Here is a 21,724-nt window from a genome sequence, read left to right on the forward strand (position 1 = left end):
TCCAGTTTTTATCACTTTCCAGTATAGCATCTAAACAAAAGAAAAGAACATGGAGACAGTGAGCTATCTCCATGTTCCCTTAACCAATTCGTTTATACAAATCAATAATCTCTTTCGCTAAATCGATAAAAGTCACAGCTGTCATCAAATGATCCTGACTATGCACAGCTAACAAAGTAACCTCCATATGATTGCCATTCGCTTCTTCCGTCAGCTGCTCGGTTTGAGTCCGGTGGGCCTGAACCAAAGATTCCTCAGCGCTGATAAGCTTTTCCTCCGCCTCACCAAAATTTCCAGCTTTAGCGGCTGTGATCGCTTCCATTGCATCGCTTTTCGCATTCCCACTATGAATGATTAATCCCATAATCGTTTCTAACGTTTGCTGGTTCATAATTGATCTCCTGTCTACAATAATTCATTGACTTTCTCTAGAACGTTTACTTCATTTATCATACCACAGTCATTCTAACAAGTTAGTTAGTGAGGACTGTTTCAGGCTCATAAAATACTGAGTGTATGGTTAACTGAACAACCAGATAAAAATACTCAAAAAGAAGCCTCATTTCAACTATAACAATTGTCTATAATTTTGTTTGGAATTCATTTTCTAGCTGCTCCAGCCTTGTCAGAATTTCAGTAAAGCTGGGAAAATCACCAAACAACATATTCTGTGTCTTTTGATAATCTTCTTTCAATAATTTCTTTTGCTCCTGTGAAGGTATTAGCTTCAAACCTTTCGTAAAAACTTCCTCATATCTAGCCGAGTTGTCCGCATAAAACTTCTCCTTAAAACAAATTACTTGTTGTAATAATTCGAGATCATTAAAAGCTTTTTCTTTAACCCCCGCATAGCACATCTCATACAAATCATAATAGTGTCGAGAATATCTTTCCGGTACTCGGCTATTTTTTCGATTTGCCTCCTTATGAAGAATGGTTGCTTTCTCCCAGAAAGTACGCTTTATTGACACAGTAGGTATCACTGTACTTGGATTCTCGAAAAGCTGAGGGAACTGCCCAGCCACATAAGATAAAATTTCTTTATTTTCACAGGGGGTCCATGCTGCTAAAGGACCAATCTCTAAACGAATCACTTGTAAGAGACTCTGATCCTCCTGATATCGCGGATAAAATATTTCAACTGTTTGAGTGTCATCTACAGCAACTTGTAGGCTAATGTTCGAAATCTTTAATATTCGAAACTGGAGTTGAAGCTCAGGGATCAATTCATCCTTAATCCATTCAGCCGCCTTTTGGTTTGCTTGATCATTAAATTTTCGCTGCGCTGTTTTGCTGCGCTGTAGCCAAGGCTCATTCTTACCATACCCTAACAAACGCCAATCTAAAATCAAATCAATATCTTCTGAAAAACGACGAATCACATGATATGCCTTTGATAGAGAAGTCCCACCTTTGAATGCAAAATAGGGACCAAATTTGGAATGATTGAATAAGATATCCAACATTAATACCACCCAAAAATCCTTTTCAATGACTGCTTCAATTATACTCATATCTTCCGCCACAATACGAAACAAGTCTGTTTGTTCGCTTTCTGAAAGACTCAAAAATTTGATCATCTATACTCCTCCATCTTATTAATTAAATCTCTGATCCAACTTCGGGCGTTTACACTGTCTTTTTTTAATTGTTCATATTGTTTAGTATCCAATCGGTTAGAAATTTTTTTCATTGTTTTATTTGTCACATTTTCTTGTCCTAACGTTTTCAATGCTTCAATTATAGTTGCCGATACTGGATGCATGTCACTTTCTCGCTGTGTTACGTGCCGAAAAGTAATTTTACGTCCATTTTCAAGTTCAATTTCTTTACTAGGTCCACTGCTAACATAATGATATTGAACCGGGACTTGAGTTGAAAGACCTAGTTTATTTAATGCTAAATCACCAGCTGGACTAATTTTCCAACGATTTTTCCTCGCATATGCAGCAGCAATTTCTTCAGCAGAAGCTGGAACAATCCGCTGAACCAATTCGTTATACTTAGGTTTCTGATAAATTCCTCGGTGCAGCTGTCGTAATTCTCCTTCTTGGACCAATAAATTAACTTGTTTTTGAATTGCTTTATAGTTTCCTAATGAAGCAAAATCAGACAGCACAAAAATCTTTCCTTTAGGAGCAATCCTAACTCGATTTTTTATTTTATCTTTCACAGCCATATATACCTCCTGAACGAAACTATTATAAAGACTATTATACAAGCGTTTAACAGTAATTTCAATTCTCCAAAAATATATGTTTTTGGAGAATTTTTCAAGTAGTAGATTGCTCCGTAGTTCATGAATCATCTATTACTGCATTTAGATCACCCTCTTTCAAAAATCTCATTCTGCATAAGATATGCAAAAAAGAACGATTTTTCTTCAACTAAAAGAAAATCGTTCCTTTAAATTTTACTTATTCTCTTTCATTGATCCACTCTACGATTTCTCCAGTTCTTCCCTCAACAGCTCCTTCACATCAATACCACTACGCTTAATCCGGTATTGCAACGTTTGTCGGCTGACCCCCAACGCACGAGCAGTTCTTGAAATGTTGCCTTTATTAGCCAGTAAAGCATTGCGGAACATTTGAAACTCAATGTTTTGCAGTGTATGATTTAGCGAACTGCTGACTGCTTCGATTTTATGTTCAGCCTGTGGAGCCACTTTAACTGATTGGACAATATGTTCCGGAATGTATTCCGTTGTAATCAACGATTGATCATTGGGCAGAATGTTCATCGCAGATTCAATGGCGTGCTGCAGCTCACGAATATTTCCCGGCCAGTCATAGGCATTGAAATAATCCAAGGTCGCCTGATCAATGTTGCGGACATTACGCGCTAATTTCTTATTAAAGCGATGGATGAAGTTTTTTGATAGCAGCGGAATATCTTCTTTATGTTCCCGCAATGGTGGAATACTAATATTTATTACACCCAAACGATAGAACAAATCCTGTCGAATAATATTTTGCTCGACTGCTTGATAAGGCGGGATATTGATATTAGACAGCACGCGTACATCCACGTGGGTCTCCGCAATTCCTCCAACTCGTCGAACCATTCCATCCTGCAGTACCCGCAGCAATTTAGCCTGCAAAATAATACTCATAGAGTTGATTTCATCTAACAACAATGTACCACCGTTAGCCTGTTCAAAGAGTCCCGCCCGTGATTCAGCACCTGTATAAGCCCCTTCTTCTGTTCCAAACAACAACCCTTCCAATAAATTTTCGGGAATCGCTGCACAGTTTATCGCCAAAAACGGACCTTGTGCACGTTTACTAGCATTATGAATGCTTTGAGCCAAAAGTTCTTTCCCTGTTCCAGTTTCACCATAGATCATCACCGAAGAATCTGATTGAGCAATTTGTTTGCAGCGAGACACCATTTTGTTCATTACATGACTAATATGAATAATATCGTTAAAATGAAATTTCGCAGCTAAGGTTTGTTTCTCCTTACTCTTAGAAGGCTTTGGCTTAACCAGCAGCTTATCTTGTAAATCAATAATTTGCTTATGCAGCTCGTTGGTTGCGGACCAATCTTCCATGACATTGAAAGCTCCCAACGTTTGACTATTTTGCACAATTGGTATGACATTCGCAACAATATCTACTTTTTTACCGAAACAAGTTGTGTAGCGCTGACGGAAGTTCATGGCTGGCTGTCTTTCCTCGATTACTTGAGGAACCTTAAGGTATTTACCTTCCTCTACTTGATAAATCTCTGTAACATGCTTTCCTAAAACATCTGAAGTGACAATTGAATCCAGTTCAACTGCCGCATCATTCAATAAATAAATGCGACCTTCTGCGTCAAATAGAATCACTGATTCACTGATGCCGTTTAGTACAGTGATCAACATATCATGACAGGCATCGTTGGTTGCCACTCGAAAAACGATCAATTCACTATCGGTTGGTAAATCTGGCAGCTCTGGTGTTGGACAGCGGCACAAATACTCACCAAAGGCAATATTGGCATAGCTTGACGACTCAGTTTCTTCATATAAAATTGCTGCTTTTTCCGGTAATTCTTTACCCAAAAGCTTGCCTTCTCCATGTAATAAACGATCTCCGGTCTCATTGATTGCCAAGATTTTTTTGTCTTTAGACACCAGTACTGCCCCCAAGCCGCATTGAGAAATAACACGTAATGTCTCCTCATGATTCATCCAAATTCCTCCATCTTTTTTCTCTATATCTAGTAGACCAATTATCTCCAGTTGTACTATTATCCTGTCTCTTTCACAAACCATACTATAGACATTCCATCACAAAGTAAAGCAAATTTTTTTGCACTTTTTTCATTTTCGCAAAATTTTTTGCACTTCTTTTTTGCACTTTTTGCACTTCATTTCTTATAGGGCCTTCGAAAAACCCTCAAAAACCTTGATTTAAAAGCAAATTACATCATTAGAAAAAACTGGCACGTTACTTGCATTTAATTAAAGTGAAAAAGAAATCACTGAAAGCAATTGGATATTCATTTGTGAAATAGTTTCAAAATAACTCTATAGTTTAATTTGATTTCTTAATCACACAGGAAGAAAACAGGCATGCCGATTCGTACTATTTTATAGAATCTTCAAACTACGCTTGTGAAATTGTTTCAAATCTAAGTTACGCAAATTCAGGCGATTTTGTTTTCCTTTTAAATAGGAAAAGAAGTGAACAGCCTGAAAAAATAAAAAAATAAAAAGGGGTTACCAACAATGAAAGACACAAACCGACCAATCAAACTAGGAATGCACACGTACACACTTCACTTAAGCGGATTAGGTGAAAGCTGGGGTTTTCAGGAAGATCATGCTTTTGAACAGTCCATTAACCTATTAGAATTAATGGATTTAGCCGTCGAATGGGGGTTGGATGGCTTGCATATTACTAACGTTGATTTGGTTACTTTGGATCCAGAACGTTTGGCTGAAGTAAAGGCGGCAGCTGAAGCTCATGATCTTTATTTAGAATATAATGTTTCCTTCAATGCACCATGTGATCCTCGTGTTAACTCAACTGTCAAAGACGCATTGCTCAACGCAAAAGCAATGGGCGCTGACTTAGTGAAGTTTAGCTTAGACATCGAACGTCCTCGTCCACTTTACGGTACGTGTATGCATCCTGATGTAATGCGTCAATTAGCCGTTCGCTATGATGAATTTAAAGAAAGCCTGCCCTTATTAGAAGAATTAGGCTTAACTTTATCAATTGAAAATCACTGTGATGCTTATGCTGATGAAGTGATTTGGCTAGTAAAACAATTGAATCACCCACAAGTTGGCGCTTGTGTAGATACCATGAACTCCATGAATGTTCTCGAAGGACCTGAAGCATGTATCGAAAAAATGGCACCTTATGCTAACTGCTGCCACTTCTGTGATATCGAATTAGTTGTTGATCCTGATGGCGTCCATTCTTATGGTACTTCAATTGGTAAAGGCGATTTAGATTGTGCCAAAATCTTGCGCACATTAAGAGAAAAGGCACCGCTTGATCGGATTACCTTCGAAGTAGAGTACGAAATCGGCAACGAGACGTTAGAAGTAGCTCGCGAAAAAGAAATGCAAGCGTGTCTAGATAGTATCGATTATCTGCGCAATACCCTAAAAGTTGGTGTGCGTGAAGTAAACCAACCTGTTAACGCAAAAGCGTAACAGAGTTGTTGTCCCAAGCAACAACCGTATATATTTCATCCTTTGTTTCTCACAGGTTATCTAATCTGTGAGAAACCTAAGGAAAAAAACTAACAAAAAGGAGTTTTAACCGTGAATAATTATATGGATCGGATTGATCGACTACGAGAACGCTATTTAAATACACGGGTAGATATGGATGTCTACAATGCAAAGTACTTAACAGAAGGGTTTAAGGAAACAGAAGGCCAGCCTTGGATTATTCAAAAGGCGACAGGCTACTTACATCAATGCCAGAAGAAAAATATTTATATTTTAGACGACGAGCTATTGGTCGGCGGTGCTGGCTTCAAACCACGGGCTGGAATTTTATGCGCAGACAGTTCATGTTCCATTTTGGATCGAGAGCTGGATACCATCAGCACTCGAAAATTTGATCCGTTTTATCTTAGCGAAGAAGGTAAAAAAGTCTTTAAAGAAGAGGTTTCCGATTACTGGAAAAACCGTTGTGTCTTAGACCGTTGGCAAGCAATGGCTCCCGACGACATGAAATTATTGCGGGATAATGGCATGATCTACATCGACCGTAAAGCGGTTCGTGGGTATGGTGAAACAACTCCTGCCTGGGATCTGATTCTATCTGAAGGAATTGGCGGTATTCGCAAAAAAGCGGTGGCAGCTTTAGCCAAGCTAGACGATGCCAAAGTTGGTGATTTAGAAAAAATTCAATTCTTGAAAGCAGAAATTATTGTCTGCGACGGCATCATCACCTTAGCGAATCGCCATGCCGATTTAGCCGAATTAATGGCTTCTGACTGTAAGGATTCTATCCGAAAAGCCGAATTGGAAAAAATCGCAGCAGTTTGCCGCCGTGTACCAGAGCATCCAGCAACTTCATATCACGAAGCATTGCAAAGCATTTTATTCTATGAATACGCGATTTACATGGAACAAAACGCTTCATCATATAACTTAGGGCGAATCGACCAATATCTATACCCTTATTTTAGAGCCGATATCGACAACGGAGTGATGACTAAAGATGAAGCGCAAGAATTATTGGACTGCTTATGGATAAAGATCGCTGAATTAAGCCTGTTCCAAGACGAAGTGACTGCACAATTTGCGGCTGGTTATTGCGTAACCATCCAAGTTACTGCTGGCGGTATTGACCAATACGGCAACGATGCAGTAAATGAGTTGTCCTACATGGTCATTCAGGCAACCATGGATGTTAAGTTAAAAGAACCGAACATGTCTGTCCGTTATAGCATTGCAAAAAATCCAGATTCCTTCCTGCAAAAAGCCTGTGAAGCCAATCGGATGGGCCTCACTATGCCGGCAGTTTACCACGATGATGCTGGTATACGCATGATGCTAAATAAAGGTGTCCCATTAAGCGAAGCTTGGGATTGGAATCCCTGCGGCTGTGTAGAAACAAATCTGTCTGGCCGAATGAAGCAATACACCGATATGGCTGATATGAACATGGGCGGTATCATCGAAATGGCGTTAAACGACGGAGTTAGTCGTAAAACAGGAGAACGCGTTTCGATTTCAACGGGGGATGCGAAAAACTTCAAAACCTTTGATGATTTCTTCGAAGCCGTTAAAGCACACATTCGCTATTTTGTTGATGTAGTAGTTTCTGGTAATCAGCTACTAGACTATCTGAGCATGAACTACCGTCCGGTTCCAGTTCTGTCATTAGGCTTCCCAGATTGCTTAGAATCAGCAACGGACTACAGCATGGGCGGTGCAAAATACAACTGCGGGGGCGGTGTTATCACCGTTGGTCAAGCAGATATCATCAATTCCCTAGCAGCCGTTCGTAATCTGGTCTTTGATGAAAAGAAAGTTTCTATGGACGAGTTATGCCAAGCACTGGCAGCAAACTTTGAAGGTTATGAAGAAATTCAAGAATTGTGCTTAGAAGCTCCTAAATACGGAAATGATGACGAACGCGCTGACTGGATCGTGGGTGAAGTCTTCACTTATGTCGTTGACGAGTTTGAGAAATACGATACAAAATTTGGGAAAATGACTACTGGCATGCTGCCGGTATCAGGAAACACGCCAATTGGTGCTTGGGTAGGTGCATTACCTTCCGGACGCAAAGCTTGGACACCATTAACGGATGGAATCGGCGCAACTGGAGGAACCGACAAAAACGGTCCTTCCGCTTTGCTGAAATCGGTGAGTCATATTCCACATGCTCGCTACACGCAGGGAACTCAGTTAAACATGAAGCTGGAACCATCGATTTTAGAAGGGCAACGAGGCATTTCGCACATGATGAATTTGCTGAAAACGTTGTGTACCTTAGACGTTTACCACGTGCAGTTTAATGTAGTAGATCGAGAAGTTCTAATTGATGCGCAAAAGCATCCTGAAAATCACCGTGGATTATTAATCCGTGTGGCCGGCTATACTGCTTTTTATATTGAACTTGGAAAAGAAGTTCAAGACGAAATTATTGGACGAACAGCCATTGGCGGTTGGGTTAGCTAAATTTACTTAAAGGGGACATCATCATGATTGAACAACTAGCAGGAAAAAGGACTAAAGAACAGGCAAGCACAACTGGAATGGTGTTGCGAATCGAACGCGGATCAGTTTATGATGGCGACGGCTTTCGTACAGTTGTCTTTCTTAAAGGATGTCCACTGCGTTGTCTCTGGTGCTCTACCCCGGAAAGTCAATCATTTAAAGTTGAACACACAAAAAATTGTACCTATGGTCAAGTGATGTCAGTTGAAGCTGTCATGAAGGAAATTCGCAAAGACTCCTGCTGCTACTTCCATTCCGGTGGCGGCTTGACCATTTCCGGTGGCGAGATGCTTTCCCAGCCAGATTTTTCTCGTGAATTGTTAAAAGTAGCCTGGGAAGAATGTATCAATACAGCAATTGAAACCACCTTTTATGCACCCTGGGAGGATGTCAGCTCTCTTATGACTTACGTCGATACCGCTTTTGTTGACTTAAAAATGTTCTCAAAAGAAGGACATAAAAAATACATCGGCGGTGACAACAGCCGGATTTTTGATAATCTGCTGAAAACCAATGAGCTGGAACACCAATTCCGCTTGATCGTACGTATTCCAATTATTCCGGGAATCAACGATTCAGATAAGGAATTAGAAGGTATCGGCAGCTTTTGCACTAAGCTAAAGCATCTTCACCACGTTCAACTACTTCCGTATCATCGATTAGGGACTGAAACCTACAAACGCTTAGGCCGCACCTATCCTTTAGCTGATTTGATGCCGCCATCTGCTGAACATATGACGCATTGCCTATCGATCCTGCGAAACTATGTAGATACTGTCTTGTAACAAGCTCCACCGTTGGAAAATCAAGTAATAAATAGGAGGACACTATGAACACCAATGAAGTAACAATGGACGCAGTACCTTTTAATAAGTACCATCTCAAACTAATCGCTTACTGTTCGGGCTGCCCGCTGGTAACTGGCTATGTGATCGGATCAGTGACCATCGCTTTATCTGTAATGGGTACACAAATCTCAATGACGCCAGTTATGTCTGGGTTGATTGGGATGGGCACCCTGCTAGGCATGGTTTTCGGAAGTATCATCGGCGGTTACCTGACCGATTTAATCGGACGTAAAAAAATCTACATGTATGATTTCATATTTTTAACAGCAGCTGCTCTGTTGCAATTTTTTATCACTAACTCCATGCAGGCCTTTATTCTGCGACTTGTTTTAGGATTGGGTGTTGGAGCAACCTTCTCCATTGCTGGTCCTTATCTGGCTGAATTCGCACCACAAAAAAATCGTGGGAATGTTGTCGGTTTCTTGAACGCGTTGTGGTTTATTGGCTATGCATTATCAAATGTTGTCTGTTACCTCATGCTCCCGCTAGGAGATGGCGCTTGGCGCTGGATGCTAATCAGCAGTGCGGTATTAACTTTTGGCTGGTCCATCGCTATTCGCAACATGCCTGAATCACCTCGCTGGTTGACGAATAAAGGGCGCGGCGATGAAGTCCCAGCGATCTTGGCTAAGATCGGCGATAATGTCATTTTGGACTGCGATCCCACCATCGAACCAGAAAAATCTTCCTTTACAGATATTTTCAAAAACGGCTATGGCAAATGGGTATTCTTCGTAGCCGCTTTCTGGACAATGCAAATCATTCCAGTCTTCGCCATTGGCACTTACCTGCCGACAATCATGGAACAAATGGGCTTTGCTGACGGTAATCTGCAGTATTTAGGTTCTGCAATTATCAACTGCTTATACTTGATTGGTTTGGTTCCAATTTTCTTATACATGGATAAAGCAGGCCGACGTCCAACTTTAATTGCTTCATTCTTAATTTGTACAATTGCCTTAACTGTTCTAGGATTCACGGCTAATACTAACCTGCCATTCTGGATGGTATTGGGTTTGTTCGTTATGTTTGGTGCTTCCAATACAGCAGGCGGCTCCCACGAATTCGTTTATCCTAACGAGCTTTTTCCTACACAGATCCGAGCGACTGCAGTGGGGTTTGTTACAGGATTGACTCGAATATTGTCAGCCGTTTCAACATTCTTTACACCTGTCGTTTTAGAAAACTTAGGTCTGCAAACTTCTTTATATATCTGTGCTGGGATTTCAGTAGCAGGTTTAGTGCTGTCGATTGTAATGGCTCCTGAAACCAAGGATATGAACTTAAGCGATGCAGCTAGCATGAACAATTCAACCAGAAGAAACAAAGAAGTCGTTACACCGATTGTAGAAGATATTACACAATAATTTGGGGCTTATTGGGAGCTTGTTCTCCCAATATTTATAAAGAAGGGATGATTTATGTATGGGAACAAAAGTTGGATGCATTGGTGGAGGAAATATTGTCAGAGCCATTCTGTCAGGAGTGGCTTTAAGTAAAAACTACCAAGCAAATGAAATTGGAATTTTTGATATCAATGCCGATGTTTTAGCAGACTATCGGTCAAAAGGATATCAAACCTATGACTCTATCGAAGAATTAGTGGAAAACTCCGAAATTGTAGTAGTGGCTGTCTTGCCGCAAATCATTCGTTCCATTATGCCGCAGGTCAAACCCGTTTATTCAGATAAAAACGTGTTTATTACTTTAGCTGCTGGTATTAGTACTGAATGGTTCAGCGAAAACTTAGGAGAAGATGCCAAGGTTGTTCAATGCGTACCGACGCTAACTGCTCAGGTTGGAATGGGGGCTTATGCAGTCGCACGCGGAAAAGCCTTAACTGAGGAAGACTATCAAAAAGCTTACCATTTCTTAACTAGCAGCGGGATTGTTGAAGAAATGCCCACAGATCTGATTGATGACATCATTCCCTTTGGTGGTGCCGCTCCTGCGTACTTCTATCACATTGCCGATGTTATTGTCAAAGAAGCTGTCAGCATGGGGATCGATGGTAACACTGCTTTACAAATTTTTGCTCAAACAATGAAGGGCAGTGCTGAAATGCTGATGACTTCAGAGGAGAGTCCAAAAGATTTAGAGAAAAAATTATTGCTGCCAGGTGCTGCTACCCTAGCTGCCATCAACAAAATGGTTGAACTAGGCTTTGACGATACTTGGTCTGAAGGAATCAAAGCCTGTGTCGCTCAAGCCAAAAACTTGGGTAAATTATAATTCACTTTTCCCACTTTTTTGATGACAAAATCGGATATACTATATAGGTGTAAGGTTTCGCAAAGCGTTGCCTTACACCTTTAAGTAATCGTTCCTACTTTAAACTAGGTTAAAAGAGCACTGCATACTAAAGTACTGTCCCCATCCTCAACTCTGTCTATTCGCTCATGTGAAATAAAATACAAGAAATTGAAATGAGGTACATATGGATAAGAAACCTAAATACACATTATACAAGGTAGCCTTTTTCCCGGCGATGGCTATCCTGCTGGTTGAAATTATTTTCGGCATCTTCTTCCAAGAACAATTCGGTTCTCTGCTAAACAATGCTATTTATTTTGTCGGTGATAACTTCGGTTGGTTCATCAACACTTTGTCAGTTGTATCCGTTTTCGCAGCCTTAGCTATCATTCTATTCAAATTCGGCGACATCAAAATTGGCGGTCCTGAGGCCAAGCCCGATTTCAAATTTCATAACTGGTGCTTTATGGCTATCTGCGGTGGTATCGGCTGCGGTGTTCTATTCTGGGCGCTCGGTGAGCCAATGTTTCATTTTATGACCCCGCCTGTATCTGCTGGAGTGGAAGCCGGTTCAAGAGAAGCGGCAATTTTTGCAGTCAGTCAGGCCATGTTTGATTGGACCTTTGTTCAATATTGTCTCTATTCTTTATGTGGTGTTGTCTTTGCACTGATCTCCTATAATTTGAAAATGAATCTATCCTTTGGTTCCTTAATTGAATGTACCTTCAAGCGCCGCATTCCATGGTTAAATGCGCTCGTTCATATCATTGCCATCTTTTGTCTTGCTAGTGCTGTTTCTAATTCGATGGGGGCTGGTTTGCTGCAATTAGGGGCCGGCTTTGAAAGTATTTTCAACATCCAGCAAGGGCCATTAATTTGGTTAATTCTAGCTGTTGGAGTAGGTATGTTTTTCATTTTAACTTGTATTGCCGGCATGTCAAAAGGCTTAAAAAACCTGTCCAATATCACCATGGTTATTTTTGCCTGCTTGCTGGTTTATATCCTATTTGCTGGTGATGCTCAGTTTATTGGCAAAATAAGCACTGAATCGGTCGGTTACATGTTCGACAACTTCTTCACCATGATCACCCGCAACAATACATTAGCTCCTCAAGATCAATGGGCCAATGAATGGAGCATTACTATTTGGAATTCCTTCTTTATCTATGCGCCTGTCATTGGTATGTTTCTAGCGCGCATGGCTAAGGGAAGAACGGTTCGCCAATTTTTACTCGTTAACATCTTCGTTCCGTCTATCTTCTGTATTGTTTGGATTGGTGTCTTTGGCGGAATGGCCATGCAGGTTCAAACATCTGGACAGCTGAATATTTGGGAAATGATCCATACAAGCGGTATGCAAACGACTGTTTATCAAGTATTGACTACCTTGCCTTTTGGTCAGATTGCCATCTTTATTTTTCTGATCGCCGTCATCTGTTCCTTCTGTACTTTAGCAGATCCCATGTGCTCCGTTCTATCCTCCTTGTGTGTTTGTACGATGCAAATTGATGATGAACCACCTAAAAATATCAAGATTTTGATGGGGGTCATTGTTACTTCTATTGCTTATCTGTTAGTTTCTTCTGGTGGTATGGATTCAGTGAAGGGCTTGCTGAATATCGGGGGTATTCTCATGACCATTCCAACTGCTTGGTGCTTTATCGAGCTTTTCCGTCAGTCTTCTTACTTGTTGACCTTGAAAGGCAATATGCCCCCTGAAAAGCAGAGCAATGCGGAAAAAAAGATAAAAAGTACTCTCGTGGAAAATAAAATAATCAATGAAGAAAGCATCTAATCAAATAGTCCGGCTAACAAGCTTAAGCTGAATCAAGAAGACACTTCTCAATTCAGCTTAGGCTTCTTACGATTTTCGTCAACTCTCATGTTTAGTAGACAGCAAGTCCGGTAAAACTCTGCTGCTACTTTTTTGATTCTATTCCTTTTCCTAAAAAATTCCTCTATAATTGAATCCAGCAACATCTCAGAAAGGAGTCTCCATATGCAGATTCAAACAAACGGCATCTCCCTTTTCTACCAAGTAAGCGGCTGCGGTGAACCGATGCTTTTACTCCACGGAAATGGTGAAGATCACCAAATATTTACTGAACTAGCCGCAAAGCTTGCCGAGCACTATACACTCTACGCGATTGACAGCCGCAATCATGGACAAAGTCAGAAAACCGGGGACTATGCTTATGAAACGATGGTTGAGGATATCTACAGCTTCATTAAGGAGTTGGATTTAGGCCCGGTGAATTTAGTTGGCTTCAGCGATGGCGCGATTATTGGTTTGATGCTGGCAATGAAAGAGCCGGCGCTGATTAAAAAAATGGCTTTGCTGGGCGTTAATCTAAAGCCTGAAGATTTTACCGAAGAAAGCTATCAATTCGTAAAAGAAACCTATGAGGAAACCAAAGATCCACTCTTCAAATTGATGCTGGAACAGCCCAACATTGAATTGGAAGAGATTCGTAAAGTGCATACGCCAACGCTGCTGGTAAGAGCCGATGATGATATTTTCAAACCAGAAACTTATATCAATCTATTAGCAACTCTGCCCAATGCGACCTTGAAAATTATGAATGGTCACGACCATGCCAGCTACATTATCAATCAGGATTTACTTTATCCCCATTTAATGGATTTCTTTGTTTAGCACAAATAACCGCTTCTAGCAAAAATCGATAAAATCGACGAAAAAAGAGACTGTAACATAAAACACAGTCTCTTTTAAACTAATTCTCAGTTTTTAACTGTTTTCTGGCAAAAATAGTGAACACTGCCAGTGCGAGAAAAGCAATTAAGGCGATAATCAGCAATACTGCACTGTAATGAGCCGCCATTTCGCCAGCAACAAAAGGCAAACGCACTGCCTGGTTATCTATAAAAAAGGAAGAATAGGTGAAGCCGATGGACATGGCTACATTAACACATAAATTGTAGAAACCCAGTGCTGTCCCTTTATGTTCTTCCCCTACCTTTAACAAGCATGTATGGATCAGCGGCGCATAGATCAGCGCGAAGCTGCAAGAGGTCAATACAAGGGAAACAATGAAGACAATAACTGATTGACCCATAAGCAAGGCCCCACCCAAAATGTTAAGAATGATCATTCCCAGTGCCAAATAAATGCATTGGAGACTGCTTAAATTTTGACTGATTTTACCAGAAAAACTGCCAACTAGGGCGGCTGCTAGACAGGCTGGAATGAACATAGCAGAAACGGAATCCAAACCTACATGATAGACCTCTACCATAAAGAAAGAGAAAGCATTTAACGTATAAGCTGATTGTGTAGAATACAGCAGGAAGGCTGTCAGTAACACAAAGACAAACAGTTTATTTTTGAAAAACTCAATAGTAATAAATGCCGTTTTATTTTTCGTTATATACCCTAAAAACAACGCTGTCGCTAACACAAAAGCTGTAAAAAAGCGCCAATCAAAGTAAGACAGATACAGCATTACCGAAGTTGAAACAGCAGCAACTAGAATCAAACCTAACACATCGATATGGTTCTTGGTGGTTTCCTCTTTAGGCAAGTATTTCAAAATAAAAGGCACACACAAAACCGTGAACAACGGAATAATAAATAAATGCTGCCAAGCTAAATGCGTGGTAATGAATCCACCTGTCAAGGTACCAATCACTGTAGCAATTTGAAAGCTGCTGGTACTATATCCCATGTATTTTTTCTGTTTTTTCGGATCGGCATATTTAGCAATAAAAATGAGATACAAGGTTTCGGTTGCCCCCAGCCCCGAAGCTTGAATCACTCGCGCCAACACTACCAGCCAATAGCTTTCATGAACAAGATAGCCCAAGAGTGAACCCCCGCAAATCAAACCGATCCCAATAATTAACAAGGTTCGAATACTTACTGAATCGGCCAAGGAGGCATAGACAACTGCTCCCATACCGATGAATAATCCCGCCAGCGTAACCTGCCAGCTGACTGTACTAGCCGACACACCGAAATAGCTGACTAATTCCGGTGAAATAATTTTGAATGAGTTGTCGATTACTAAGGAAAAAACCATTAAAAACAAGATAATCGGAACAACTTTACCAACCTCAACTTTTTTCTCTTCTACTGCATACTCCATTTTTTTATCCCCTTTATTTTAGCTTTGCTAAAAAGCTTTGACCGTTTGCCGGTGCAGACACCGCAAAATTCTCAGCGATTGTGGCTGCAATGTCAGAATAATAACCCTGTGGCAGACTTCCCTGCTTCTTCATCTTCTTACTGTAAGCCAACAATGGTACATATTCTCTGGTGTGATCGGTTCCTGGAAATGTTGGATCATTCCCATGGTCAGCCGTAATCAGCAGCAAGTCCTCTTCTTCTAATGCCTCAAAAATCTCTGGCAAACGACGGTCAAATGCATCGATCGCTTGTCCATACCCAATCACATCCCGTCGATGACCAAACACAGCATCAAAATCAACCAGATTAGTAAAGCTCAAGCCAGTAAAGTCTTGCTTCATAACCTCCAGCAGCTTGTCTACTCCATCCATATTGTTTTTAGTGCGAACGGATGCCGTTATTCCTTGTCCGTTGAAGATATCATTGATTTTCCCAACAGCAATCACTGCTTTACCGTTCTCCTTCAATGCATCCAGCACCGTTTTGCCAAATGGATCTAGCGCATAATCGTGTCGATTACTAGTTCGAGTGAAATTGCCAGGCTCTCCCACATAAGGCCGAGCAATAATCCGACCGATCATGTAAGGCTCATCTTTGGTAATGTCACGAGCATACTGACAAATTTTGTACAATTCCTCCAATGGAATAATTTCTTCGTGAGCTGCAATTTGCAGCACCGGATCAGCAGAAGTGTAGACGATTAAATCACCTGTCTTCATTTGATGCTCCCCGTAATCATCAATTACGGCTGTTCCAGAATAAGGTTTATTACAGACAATCTTGCGACCAGAAAATTCTTCAATCTGCTGCAATAGTTCTGCTGGGAACCCCTCAGGAAATACGCGGAACGGTTTTTGAATATTTAATCCAGCAATTTCCCAATGACCAGTCATAGTATCTTTACCAACTGATATTTCCTCCAGCTTTGTGGCATAACCATAATGGTCGGCCAAAGCAGTAACCCCATTTAAGGGAGCGATCGTACCTAATCCCAGCTGTTCCATATTAGGAATAACTAATCCGGCTTTCTCAGCAATGTGACCCAAGGTATCTGAGCCAACATCCCCGAATTTTTCAGCATCTGGTGCTTCTCCAATACCCACTGAATCCAAAACAATTAAATGTACTCGTTTAAACATGTTTGTTCCTTCTTTCTTAAAGTGTCATTTCAAGAGCCGTCTCCATCATATTAGAGAACGCAGTTTGTCGATCCTCTGCTGATAAGGCTTCTCCGGTAATAATATTGTCGCTGACTGTCATAATACTCAAAGCGTTTACATTAGCTGCAATCGCATTCCAATATAACGCGGCTGTTTCCATATCAATCGCCAACACACCCATTTCCTGCCATTTTTGATTGAAGGTTTTACTTGGATGATAAAAAATATCTGACGTTAAAATAGTACCCACATGGAAAGATTGACCTTTGGCTTTCGCTGTATTCACTGCTTTTTCCAACAAGTCATAAGATGCGGTTGCTGGCAGTTGTCCTGGCAGTTCATATTGATCAGCATAGCTGGAATTCGTCGCAGCTGCCATGGCAATCACTAAATCATGCAAAGGAATCTCTTCTTGTAAAGCGCCACAGGAACCAATCCGAATCAAGTTCTTTACACCAAAGGTATGGATCAGTTCATAAGAATAAAGTCCCATGCTAGGCATTCCCATACCTGTTCCCATAACCGAAATCTTTTTCCCCTTGTATTCCCCTGTGTAACCAAACATATTCCGCACATGATTAAATTGTACTGAGTTGTCTAAAAATGTATCCGCAATCAATTTTGCACGTAACGGATCACCAGGAAGCAAGATTGTTTCAGCAATTTCTTGTCCCTCTAATACAATATGCGGCGTACTTTTCTCTGTCATATTCATTCTCCTTTTTTAACTTGTCTATTTTTTATTAATTATTTTATACAAGTATAATGGCGTTGTTCTGCTTTTGCAAGCCCTTTTATGGTAAAATAAAATAAAAAACAATGCAGGAGCGATTTCATGAGCGAAGAAAACCGTAAGGAACCCTTGTATGTCAAAGCTTATCATCAGCTGTACCACATGATTAATAATAATGAATTTTCTTCAGACAAGTTGCCCTCGGAACCAGAATTAGCTAAGCAGCTGGGCATTAGCCGCATGACGCTTAGACAAGCTTTAGCTTTTTTACAAGATGACGGTCTAGTCAAAAACATTCACGGGAAAGGGAACTTTATCGTAAAAGAACCAGTAGACAAGTCGAAAGACGGTCTTGAAAAGCTCAGCAATCCAGTCTACAAAGCTCAGATCGAAACGATTGAAGAAGTCGAAATGTATTTTAGTATCGATTTAGACAGTGCCTACACTAGAAAAGTACTTGAAAAGAAGTCTACAGCTGTTGTTTCAGTGGAACGCTGGTATGGTGCTGCGGGAAAATATTTGGCCTTTTGTTTTACCTATCTGCCAATTGATGTTCTTGAGGGGTTGGGCATTGATTTGCATGATGAAGCAGGCTTTAAAGAGGTATTGGAGAACACGATTTATCAAGAGGCTACCCATGCTACAATCGAAATTAAAAAGACTGCAGCTGGCAATATGACTTCTCAACGCTATTCAATGGTAGGCGGGGAGGCTTGTGTCCTGCTGGTTGAAACAATCTACAAGGAGGATCGCGTGCTGGCTCACAATAAGTTTTATATTCCTGAGCAGTTTGCTCAGCTGCAGCTAACCGTCCGCAAATAAAAAATGGCAATGGCAGCCTGTTACTAGAGGTTGTCATTGCCATTTTTATTTTAACTGCCAAGCTTATACCACAAATAAAAAAATAGAAGAAAGACTGCTAAAAAAACTAAATTGATTAATGTAAACAGTTGAAACAGCCGCTTTTTCTCTTGAGGAAAATAGCTGGCGAACACTTTGTAACCAATCAAATTGGCTAAAGAAGCCAGTAACGTACCCAATCCACCAATATTTGTCCCTAAAATCAATGCACTGCCCTGGTTCGTAAAAGGAGCCAGCAGCAGAGCGGCTGGAACATTGCTGATGACCTGACTAAGCAGCGCTGAGCTAAGCAATACAGATAAGAAACTGCTCATCATTCGCTGGATAACAGCAATAAAAGCGGGAATTTCACTAAGATTTCCAACAATCAAAAAGAAAAACACAAAGGTGCCTAATAGACGATAATCAATCTGTTTTAACGCCCCCTTATCAGCAATAAAGGTTAAGCCAACTGCCAGTACCACAGCTGCTTCGTAAGGAATAACATGTAAAACCGATAAAATCATCAATAGCATAGCCACAGCTGGCAGCAACAAATTTTTCATATTCAAGGCTGGGGGATGTTCCACTTCAATCATCAGCGGTTCAACCGAAAGTAACTGGCAGGCCGCCAACAACACCACGACTGACAGACAGAAAAACGGCAACATTAATATGCAAAAATTAATAAAGCTCAGCTGGTAATGTTCAAATAAATATAGATTTTGCGGATTACCAAAAGGCAAACAGCTGCTGCCTAGATTAGCGGCAACGATAAGCAAGGTTGTTCCGGCAATTTTCCCTTTGAATCGCGGCATTTTTTGCACAATCTTCAAAAATACCGGCAGCAGAGTCAAAATCGCAATATCGTTGGTTAAAATCATAGAGGAGAAAAAAGCTAGGAAGGTTAAGTTTCGGATTAAACTGCGGTTGGTATTCGAAATCCGAATCAGTTTTTCAGCAAAATAATCCAACACACCTAAGCGCTCAAAAACCTTTATAACTCCCATTAACCCTAACAGTGTAAAGATTACATGAAAATCAATAAAACCCATAGATACTCTTCCCAGCAAGCAAGCCCCCAGCGCCAATACCCCCGAAACCGTGAAAAGCAGGTCCTTTTTAAAAAAACTGTATATTTTCGTCATTTATTCACCCAAACATTCCTTCATTTACTGGCAGCTTATAGTCACGAGTCCTGCAACCTATTAGTACCTTCATCCGATTTTGTCTACTTAAGGCTCTAGTATACTTATATTACTGGAAGCCTACAAGAATATTCCGCTTAAATTCTTTAGTTTTTGGGATAAATGATATAGGTTAAAACAGCTTTATACCTTATCTCAGCATCCCTTTGTATGAAAAAAATTCCAATAAAACCCGATCGGCCTCATTGGAATTTTTGATAGCACACTAAAAAGTCTACAGTATTTTATACTAACTATTGTCAAACAGAATCTACTGTTATTTGAATAGTTCCGAATGACTCCCTGTTCGCTCGAAAATTATAGTATTGCTGGAACTAACATAATAAAATAGCAGAATCCAATCGCTATTTCTTCCACCGATATGAATATCCCAGCGTTTTGGAACTTGATTTTTTGGTTCTAATGGATGGAGTCTAAATTCATCGCCTAGTTCTTCTTCGTTTATCAACAAATTCATTGCTGATTGTAATTTTTCAATTGGTTTCCCTTGTCGGATTAACTTTTTTAAATCTTTATCAAACCGCTTAGTAGTTTTATAATTTAACATCTGACTCCTCATGTGCTTCTTTCTTCATTCTAGAGAAATAGTCAGCTAAATCTTCGTCATTTTTTAAGTCGGAATGCTTAATCATTTCCGCTGTTTCTTCAAATGCCTGTTTTGTTTCACTATTTGGCTGATAATCAACTACTTCAATTTCAAAAGGGAATTTACCAGTTTTCACAAATTTAGTTAAAAATATTTTAACTGCAACCGAGGTATTCATACCAATCTCATCAAACATCTCATCTGCTTCTTTTTTTAGATTGTCATCAATTCTTATTGTAGCCATAATTGCTCATCCTCCTTCTTGCACACCCATTATAGCACAATACATACGAAAAACGATACAATCGTATACAATCGACTACATATACAATATCTAAAATGTACTTTAACCATTTATATAGACTTTTTAAAACTCACAAAACAATAGTATTCGTGATAACTCTTTCCCTATTCTGTCTTATCCCCATGTTGATAACTTCCGACAATATACCCACGAGCTAAAATATTCCGTCTTTCCCCTTTGGCTGTGTCCAGATCGTTGATGATTTCCGGATATGAATTTCTTTTATCCAGTTTGACTGTCACAATATCCGGCGGCTGCCGCAAAGCAAATACTTCGATTCGATAATTGTGTCGACTACCTAGAAGCGCTGGAGGGTAAGGCCCCTCATATTCTTTATTGTAAGCTCCCTGCGGCAATTCGGTCACAGTTAAGTCATCCACGTACCAGTGAATCCAGCTGGCATCTTCATCCACCATCACAACTACGTAGCTTTTGGCGCCCATCACTTGATTCCAACTAACCTGAGGACTTTGATTATCCCCAGCCGGATCATTTTTACTTTTATCTGATCCACAGGTTAATAACAGCTTTCCTTCCTGAGTAATCGATGTGGATCGTACCTCAATTTCCGGCACTCCCAACTCGACATCTTCCATATCCCTAGACCCAAGGAAAACAAAAAAACCTGCCAACAAACAGATTAATACCACCCCAGCACTAATCAGCCTATTTCTCCACTGCCCTTTCATTTGTTTAACTCCCCCTCCAACATCCAGATTGCCAAAACTTACACTTACCCACATGTGGAAAACATTCAGCCGCTCTCCTTTATCCACAAACTATCTGTTATACTTAGTATGAAGAGGAGGGATTCAAATGTCTAGTCAAAAAAAGCAAAAATGGTATTATAAAAAAAGATTTTATCTTCCTATTTCTATTATATTAGGTATTATTGGCTTTAGTCCTATGTTCAGCTCTTTGTTAGGTGTAAAACATGATGATGAATTCAATCCCAATTATTATAAAAATAAAGACGAACCCTTATTCCGAAAAAAGCAAAAATAAGCGCATTCGAAAAAGCCATCCTTTCATATAAAGGATAGCTTTTTCTTTAGATATTTGAATGCTTTAAGCTTAGAACTCTTATTGCTGTGACTAAATAAACGCTGCCGATGAGAATAAAAATCAACGCTGCCAAATCATAAACTCGTACATAGCTAGAGGAAGTCCCGGCAATTTCAAAAATACCACTTAAAACTTGACCACATACAACGCTGATCACTGCTAATAAATAGCTGCGGCAACTATTTCTCATGTAAAATGTCTTAATTACAGCCGGTTTAACTATTCTGATAACTAGCAGAAAAAAGAATAAAGTCAGCGGCCACCACCAAGCATTATCTAATGCTTCACTGGTTACACCATGACCGAAAGAATTGTAGACTGTTTTGAAAATATAAAGAAACGCTGAACCTGATGCTAAACTAATTAACCATCGATTGACACGCATAAAATCA

General features: G+C 40.2%; 21 protein-coding genes. 9 read left to right on the forward strand and 12 right to left on the reverse strand.

Annotated elements, in window-relative coordinates; genetic code table 11:
- Nucleotides 1-79: 79 nt before the first annotated feature.
- The 4 genes from I588_RS18780 to I588_RS18795 all read right to left on the reverse strand — a co-directional run bounded on the left by I588_RS18780 (nt 80) and on the right by I588_RS18795 (nt 4,180).
- Nucleotides 80-391, reverse strand: coding sequence for a PTS lactose/cellobiose transporter subunit IIA (locus tag I588_RS18780; protein WP_010758438.1), 312 nt, complete (start codon nt 389-391; stop codon nt 80-82).
- A gap of 190 nt (nt 392-581) precedes the next feature.
- Complete coding sequence (locus I588_RS18785) at nt 582-1,580, reverse strand: nucleotidyl transferase AbiEii/AbiGii toxin family protein (protein WP_010758439.1); 999 nt, start codon at nt 1,578-1,580, stop codon at nt 582-584.
- Complete coding sequence (locus I588_RS18790) at nt 1,577-2,179, reverse strand: DUF6088 family protein (protein ID WP_010758440.1); 603 nt, start codon at nt 2,177-2,179, stop codon at nt 1,577-1,579. The genes I588_RS18785 and I588_RS18790 overlap by 4 nt, the downstream gene beginning before the upstream one ends.
- 261 nt (nt 2,180-2,440) lie before the next feature.
- Nucleotides 2,441-4,180, reverse strand: a complete 1,740-nt coding sequence (locus tag I588_RS18795) for a sigma-54 interaction domain-containing protein (RefSeq protein WP_010758441.1) — start codon at nt 4,178-4,180, stop codon at nt 2,441-2,443.
- Between the two features lie 540 nt (nt 4,181-4,720).
- Here I588_RS18795 and I588_RS18800 point away from each other — a divergent pair.
- The 7 genes from I588_RS18800 to I588_RS18830 all read left to right on the forward strand — a co-directional run bounded on the left by I588_RS18800 (nt 4,721) and on the right by I588_RS18830 (nt 13,945).
- On the forward strand, nt 4,721-5,659 hold the full coding sequence (locus I588_RS18800; RefSeq protein ID WP_010758442.1) for a sugar phosphate isomerase/epimerase family protein: 939 nt from the start codon (nt 4,721-4,723) through the stop codon (nt 5,657-5,659).
- A 111-nt stretch (nt 5,660-5,770) separates the two neighbouring features.
- Nucleotides 5,771-8,149 (forward strand): glycyl radical protein, encoded by a 2,379-nt coding sequence (locus tag I588_RS18805; protein WP_010758443.1) that lies wholly within the window; start codon nt 5,771-5,773, stop codon nt 8,147-8,149.
- A gap of 23 nt (nt 8,150-8,172) precedes the next feature.
- On the forward strand, nt 8,173-8,973 hold the full coding sequence (locus I588_RS18810; protein WP_010758444.1) for a glycyl-radical enzyme activating protein: 801 nt from the start codon (nt 8,173-8,175) through the stop codon (nt 8,971-8,973).
- Nucleotides 8,974-9,017: 44 nt separating this feature from the next.
- The gene (locus I588_RS18815) at nt 9,018-10,403 is read left to right on the forward strand and encodes an MFS transporter (RefSeq protein WP_010758445.1); all 1,386 of its coding nucleotides are present in this window, start codon (nt 9,018-9,020) and stop codon (nt 10,401-10,403) included.
- 58 nt (nt 10,404-10,461) lie between these two features.
- Entirely contained in the window at nt 10,462-11,268 is an 807-nt protein-coding gene (locus I588_RS18820; protein WP_010758446.1) for a pyrroline-5-carboxylate reductase family protein, read from the forward strand.
- Between the two features lie 205 nt (nt 11,269-11,473).
- Entirely contained in the window at nt 11,474-13,084 is a 1,611-nt protein-coding gene (locus I588_RS18825; protein ID WP_010758447.1) for a BCCT family transporter, read from the forward strand.
- 204 nt (nt 13,085-13,288) lie between these two features.
- A complete protein-coding gene (locus I588_RS18830) occupies nt 13,289-13,945 on the forward strand; it encodes an alpha/beta fold hydrolase (protein ID WP_010758448.1) in 657 nt (218 codons plus the stop codon).
- Between the two features lie 79 nt (nt 13,946-14,024).
- Here I588_RS18830 and I588_RS18835 read toward each other — a convergent pair whose 3' ends face one another.
- Genes I588_RS18835 through deoD form a run of 3 tightly spaced genes read right to left on the reverse strand, consistent with a single transcriptional unit; the run spans nt 14,025 to nt 17,305 of the window.
- Nucleotides 14,025-15,395: an MFS transporter gene (locus I588_RS18835; protein ID WP_010758449.1), complete on the reverse strand. Its 1,371-nt coding sequence runs from the start codon at nt 15,393-15,395 to the stop codon at nt 14,025-14,027.
- A 13-nt stretch (nt 15,396-15,408) separates the two neighbouring features.
- The gene (deoB, locus tag I588_RS18840) at nt 15,409-16,575 is read right to left on the reverse strand and encodes a phosphopentomutase (RefSeq protein ID WP_010758450.1); all 1,167 of its coding nucleotides are present in this window, start codon (nt 16,573-16,575) and stop codon (nt 15,409-15,411) included.
- Nucleotides 16,576-16,591: 16 nt separating this feature from the next.
- Nucleotides 16,592-17,305: a purine-nucleoside phosphorylase gene (deoD, locus tag I588_RS18845; RefSeq protein WP_010758451.1), complete on the reverse strand. Its 714-nt coding sequence runs from the start codon at nt 17,303-17,305 to the stop codon at nt 16,592-16,594.
- 126 nt (nt 17,306-17,431) lie between these two features.
- Here deoD and I588_RS18850 point away from each other — a divergent pair, with 126 nt between their 5' ends.
- Nucleotides 17,432-18,151: a GntR family transcriptional regulator gene (locus I588_RS18850; protein WP_010758452.1), complete on the forward strand. Its 720-nt coding sequence runs from the start codon at nt 17,432-17,434 to the stop codon at nt 18,149-18,151.
- A gap of 50 nt (nt 18,152-18,201) precedes the next feature.
- On the opposite strand, the gene I588_RS18855 is transcribed toward I588_RS18850, so the two are convergent.
- From I588_RS18855 to I588_RS26525, 4 genes are all read right to left on the reverse strand, one after another.
- Nucleotides 18,202-19,317, reverse strand: a complete 1,116-nt coding sequence (locus I588_RS18855) for an SLC13 family permease (protein WP_010758453.1) — start codon at nt 19,315-19,317, stop codon at nt 18,202-18,204.
- 316 nt (nt 19,318-19,633) lie between these two features.
- Nucleotides 19,634-19,924 carry a type II toxin-antitoxin system RelE/ParE family toxin gene (locus I588_RS18860; RefSeq protein WP_010758454.1) on the reverse strand — a complete coding sequence of 97 codons (291 nt, stop codon included), beginning with the start codon at nt 19,922-19,924 and terminating at the stop codon, nt 19,634-19,636.
- Complete coding sequence (locus tag I588_RS18865) at nt 19,911-20,207, reverse strand: type II toxin-antitoxin system RelB/DinJ family antitoxin (RefSeq protein ID WP_010758455.1); 297 nt, start codon at nt 20,205-20,207, stop codon at nt 19,911-19,913. The genes I588_RS18860 and I588_RS18865 overlap by 14 nt, the downstream gene beginning before the upstream one ends.
- A gap of 164 nt (nt 20,208-20,371) precedes the next feature.
- Complete coding sequence (locus I588_RS26525) at nt 20,372-20,956, reverse strand: YbhB/YbcL family Raf kinase inhibitor-like protein (protein ID WP_010758456.1); 585 nt, start codon at nt 20,954-20,956, stop codon at nt 20,372-20,374.
- Nucleotides 20,957-21,083: 127 nt separating this feature from the next.
- On the opposite strand from I588_RS26525, the gene I588_RS18875 reads away from it, so the two are divergent.
- On the forward strand, nt 21,084-21,272 hold the full coding sequence (locus I588_RS18875) for a hypothetical protein (RefSeq protein ID WP_010758457.1): 189 nt from the start codon (nt 21,084-21,086) through the stop codon (nt 21,270-21,272).
- A 46-nt stretch (nt 21,273-21,318) separates the two neighbouring features.
- Here I588_RS18875 and I588_RS18880 read toward each other — a convergent pair whose 3' ends face one another.
- Nucleotides 21,319-21,717 (reverse strand): hypothetical protein, encoded by a 399-nt coding sequence (locus I588_RS18880; protein WP_010758458.1) that lies wholly within the window; start codon nt 21,715-21,717, stop codon nt 21,319-21,321.
- Between the last annotated feature and the right edge of the window lie 7 nt (nt 21,718-21,724).

The organism is Enterococcus pallens ATCC BAA-351 (genome assembly GCF_000407485.1).
GTDB classification, from domain to species: Bacteria; Bacillota; Bacilli; order Lactobacillales; family Enterococcaceae; genus Enterococcus_A; species Enterococcus_A pallens.